This window comes from Bacillus sp. 05T31, from assembly GCF_056396725.1.
In genome coordinates, this window is the sequence record NZ_JBFTMA010000585.1 from 1 (window position 1) to 4,432 (window position 4,432).

Sequence of the window (4,432 nt, forward strand, 5' to 3'; positions counted from 1 at the left end):
TAAAAAATGAACACCTACAGCTAAAAGAATTAATAACCAGCAAATTCTATAGTCATCGGAAAAGAAATGGAAAATAAGAAAAACTAAAATGGCCAATAGAATGATTGAAGAATTAGACCACTTTTTTTGTTCTGGTGTTCCAGGACCAACTGCTAACTTTTTCCTAGTTTTAGAGTTTAATTGCCAAATCATGCCCGATATGTAAACGATGATAAAAGGCCAAACATTTGGATAGCCGTTATATTTTATTAAAAGTAAAAACATTGCTATACCGGCAATTATTAGCCAAATCCCATTAATCTTTTGTCTAGGGTATTTGTAGGTGTGTGTTTCCATGTTGTATTCTCCTTCTTCGAACAGTCATTAAATATGTTTTTTTTCAGAACCTCTATGTAGTCAAGCGAAATACCTAGAACATCATAACAAATATAGCTGACTGTGTTTGTCAAATTTTGTCGGATACTTTAGAAAAGTAGTACTGCAGAGAAAAACAGTATTTTTGATAGAGGAACACAATGATTTTGGAAAGGTTATTATACAGAACTTATTAAGAGAATGTAGGAATTAATAAAACTTAACAAAATAGTTATTTAATTGTAAGTAAAAAGAGCACACATATAAGCATGCTCTTCGATAAGAAAGGTAGATCTCTATGAGCGGAGAGACTACATACAATATCGTATGTTGGTTTCATTTAAATGTGAAGAAAAAATCAACAAAATGTCAACGAAAAATCAACAAAAACGCTATTTAAAATAAAAGAACAGCTAGTGAAATCTAACTGCTCAGTTCTTTGAAAAATAAGAATTAGAATTTGTTTTATTAATGTTTTACATCAATTAACGAAATTGCTTTATAGAGGTTAATAAACTTTTATGAATACGCAATAATGTTTGAACATCATCTTCTTGAAGCTGCTGTAATGCCAGGGACATCGCTTTGTAGGAAGTAGAGTTTTCAATGGATTTTTTCGATGCCTCTTGTCCTTTGGGTGTTACTTTTAATTTTATGGATACGGAGACTATCCAATACCTTCTTTTAATGTAGGAGATACTCCTGCACCGAAGTTAGAAGCTGATGGGGATCATGGAGGAGCGCCAACTTATACTCATGGATATTTCCCTGCACCGAAGATAGAATCGGATGGGCATACAGGAGGGGCACCTTCTTACAATAAGGGAGATACATGGTCTACACATGGAAATACAGGAGCACCCGCTAACACAGAACCTGGTGGAGGGATTTAACTAATACTAATATGAAAGTTGTAAATTTATATATAAGAAAAAAGACTTTGTAGTTTACAAGGTCTTTTTTCTTTGTAAAAAAGTTATTCGAAGGGAAAATGAACGAATTTCTTCCTAGTTGTATAGAAGGTGGTAGGTGATATGAAGTGAAGCAAAAACACGAGTTAGCTCAAGAAGATTACATGCAAGGTATGAAGTACAAGGAACTGGCTGAGAAATACGAGGTTAGTATTAATACTGTTAAGTCTTGGAGAAAAAGGCATGGTTGGAATCGAAAAGGGGTGCACCCAGAAGTCTAAAGGTGAAAGAATGAATCGTTTGGCAGTAACATTGCAAACTGATCAATCTATTCTAGGGTTTGTTACAGGGTACGATGAGACGAAGAAAGTTTTTAAAATTGAAAAAATCCCCTCAATAATGTTAAAGGGACCTTGCTCACGCAAATGATCTGTAAATCAATTTATCTTTGATATACAGATCATTTGTATGATAATATTTATAAAGAATTGCTAAATAATGAAATTACATAAATGCTTTTAGAAGTTCTTGAATTAATGGGATTGCTCCACCTATAAATTTTAAAACTGCCATTGCGATTTCCATATTATTCTCTCCTCTTTTTTCGTATTAAGATGTGATAAATCTTTATAATCTTATTATAGTAAGCGCTTACAATTATAACAATGAATTTTTGTATGCAATATTGCATATTTATACATTAGATCTCTATTATTCATTTTTTAATGGTAYYATAGCGAGGTGAGAGTCTTAAGGGTTCTCCTTAATAGGAGGAAATATGGAAAGAGTGCAGGCGATTTACAGGAATCAAAAATTTAAGAGTTGGGTTAAACAGGTATTAGCTGTAGGAGGAGTAATAGGGTGCTGCTATTTGGTGTTATATGTTTTCTGTTTCTTAGTTATCATGTAAATATTATACAACTAAACTAGTAGAGTCTTGCCTAGAGAGGTAAGGCTCTTTTATTGTAGTACCTGGAGATGGGCAAACAATATACAATACTTCTTAGGTTTGTCAGATTACTTTGTATCGTGCCTTGTTTCTCTATATTCTAGAACACTAACTCCTATCATTGAGAGTTAATAAACTTCTATTTAAAGTTTCCATTTATATTGAAAACAGAATTCTATTGATAAAAAATATGTTTTTACTAGATACATATTAAAAAGACAAGCATAAATTATATTAGATTTTAGCAAAATCTTTTTGCCTTGGAAAAGGATTTAAATCTTACTTATAGATTTGATTCCTTTTTATATACCATAATCCTTATATTACTACGTAAATATAATACAGTAATAATGATTTAAAAGCAAGAATATTATTAGGGGGACGTTCAAACATCCATCAACTTAAGATTTTAAAGTAGCCCGTGAACTACTCGCCACTTAGCAAAGCTTGAAGTGGGAGCTTCTCAGTTCCACGACGAAAGTACCCTTTCGTCTCCCTGAGCGTTACTTCGGGGCATTCCACCCCTAGATGTCCAACGCTTGGACGCTCTTTTGGTACGGTTGATATTTTACGCAGGAACCGAATGGCTTGGTTTTCGCACTCTATTTTCTTCCTGCAACCTCATATATCAAGTTATCAAAGAACTTCATATAGCTAGTTTATCAATCAAAAGTTTTTGGCTATGCCAAACCGAAATGCATCTCCCACCTACCGTTGGGCTACGCCCTTCACACGCTTGAGGAAGGAGAATTCTTTCGGGGAATTAGTTAAAGGAAACAAACACAAATATAAAAAAAGTAGACAATATTGATGATGAAAATCCTATTATATCTACTACTCTTTCATTTATTCGCCATATGAATAGTGAAGATTATAAATCTGCATTTGATTTAACCTCAAGGTCATTACAGAAAATAATATCGGAAGAATGGCTGAAGGGCTATTGGGAGGGACTCCCATTGCAATTACAAGCAGGTTCTTTTCTAGGAATTGGAGAGGTAATACAAAAAGAGACAAATTCCGTGCATGCGAATGTAGAAGTTAAATTAGTTTTTGAACAATTTACTGTACCTTTACTAATTAAACTAGATCCATCTGGAAAAATAGACGATTTTCAACTCAGCATGTCGTTTAGTCCTGTTGCAGAGCGTCCATCATATAGTAAGCCTGAATCATTTGTTGATAAAGAAGTAGTAGTTGGAAGTGGTGCATTTCCATTACCAGGAACATTGTCTGTTCCAAAAGGTAAGGGTCCTTTCCCAGCGGTTATTCTTGTGCAAGGATCTGGAGCAACCGATCAGGATGAAACAGCGTTTGCTTTAAAACCATTTCGCGATTTAGCTGAAGGTCTTGCCTCGAAAGGCATTGCTGTCCTTCGCTATAATAAACGAACTTATGAACATGGATTGAAAACACAATACAGTCCTTTTTATACAGTTGATAAAGAGACAACAGATGATGCTCTTCTTGTGAATCATTTTCTTCAAAATGAACCTATGATAAATAAGAATCAAATTTATATTCTTGGTCATAGTCAAGGTGGACTGATGCTTCCGAAAATGATTGAAAAAGACCAAAATCAAAATATAGCTGGAGCAATTGTGATGGGAGGACCAGCCCGTACAATCCAAGATGTTGTTTTAGATCAATTCGAGTATCTTTTTTCTATTGGAGCAATGAAATCGGATGAATATAAATTTTACAAATCGCAATTTGAATTATTAAATGATCCCAATTTCTCTAGTCAGAATCCTCCAAAAGATTTTTATTTAGGATCAGCAGTATTTTGGGATTCTATTCGTAAAATTAAAGCAGCAGAAATGTCAAAAGAACAAAAGACACCGCTTCTTATTATTCAAGGAGAAAGAGACTATCAAGTTCAATCAAAAATCGAAATTCCTCTTTGGAAAGAACAATTAAAAGAGCGAGATAACGTTGATTATCGACTATATCCAAAGTTAAATCACTTCTTTACAGAAGGAGATGGGGAGTTAAGTAAACCGGATGAATATTATAGTCCTGCTAATATCCCTGAGTATGTTATAAATGATATTGCTGCTTGGGTGCAAGGAAGATCGAAATAAAATTAGCAACCATATTTTTTAATAAAGGTCACGATACATGCCTATTAACTTAAGGATAGAAATTAAATGGTTTTTGTTCAAATAAACTAAATAAAGGGGTGTTCTTTATGTGTACCAGTTTGACATTACAGACA

1 protein-coding gene and 6 pseudogenes are annotated in these 4,432 nt (G+C 33.7%); 4 read left to right on the top strand and 3 right to left on the bottom strand.

Annotation, left to right across the window (positions count from 1 at the left end; translation table 11 throughout):
• Both AC1DJR_RS24635 and AC1DJR_RS24640 read right to left on the bottom strand, forming a co-directional pair.
• A partial coding sequence (locus tag AC1DJR_RS24635) for a DUF6609 family protein (RefSeq protein WP_477003727.1) occupies positions 1 to 336 on the bottom strand: 336 nt, incomplete at its 3' end.
• A gap of 503 nt (positions 337 to 839) precedes the next feature.
• Positions 840 to 1,010: pseudogene (locus tag AC1DJR_RS24640) on the bottom strand (MarR family winged helix-turn-helix transcriptional regulator); the annotation flags it as partial.
• Here AC1DJR_RS24640 and AC1DJR_RS24645 point away from each other — a divergent pair.
• The 3 pseudogenes from AC1DJR_RS24645 to AC1DJR_RS24655 form a co-directional block, all read left to right on the top strand.
• Positions 1,008 to 1,247: pseudogene (locus AC1DJR_RS24645) on the top strand (hypothetical protein); the annotation flags it as partial. The pseudogenes AC1DJR_RS24640 and AC1DJR_RS24645 sit on opposite strands and share 3 nt — an antisense overlap.
• 146 nt (positions 1,248 to 1,393) lie before the next feature.
• Positions 1,394 to 1,534: pseudogene (locus AC1DJR_RS24650) on the top strand (helix-turn-helix domain-containing protein); the annotation flags it as partial.
• A gap of 16 nt (positions 1,535 to 1,550) precedes the next feature.
• Positions 1,551 to 1,661, top strand: a pseudogene (locus AC1DJR_RS24655) (rod shape-determining protein MreC); the annotation flags it as partial.
• 108 nt (positions 1,662 to 1,769) lie between these two features.
• On the opposite strand, the pseudogene AC1DJR_RS24660 reads toward AC1DJR_RS24655, so the two are convergent.
• Positions 1,770 to 1,956, bottom strand: a pseudogene (locus AC1DJR_RS24660) (hypothetical protein).
• Between the two features lie 1,025 nt (positions 1,957 to 2,981).
• On the opposite strand from AC1DJR_RS24660, the pseudogene AC1DJR_RS24665 reads away from it, so the two are divergent.
• Positions 2,982 to 4,298, top strand: a pseudogene (locus tag AC1DJR_RS24665) (alpha/beta hydrolase); the annotation flags it as partial.
• Between the last annotated feature and the right edge of the window lie 134 nt (positions 4,299 to 4,432).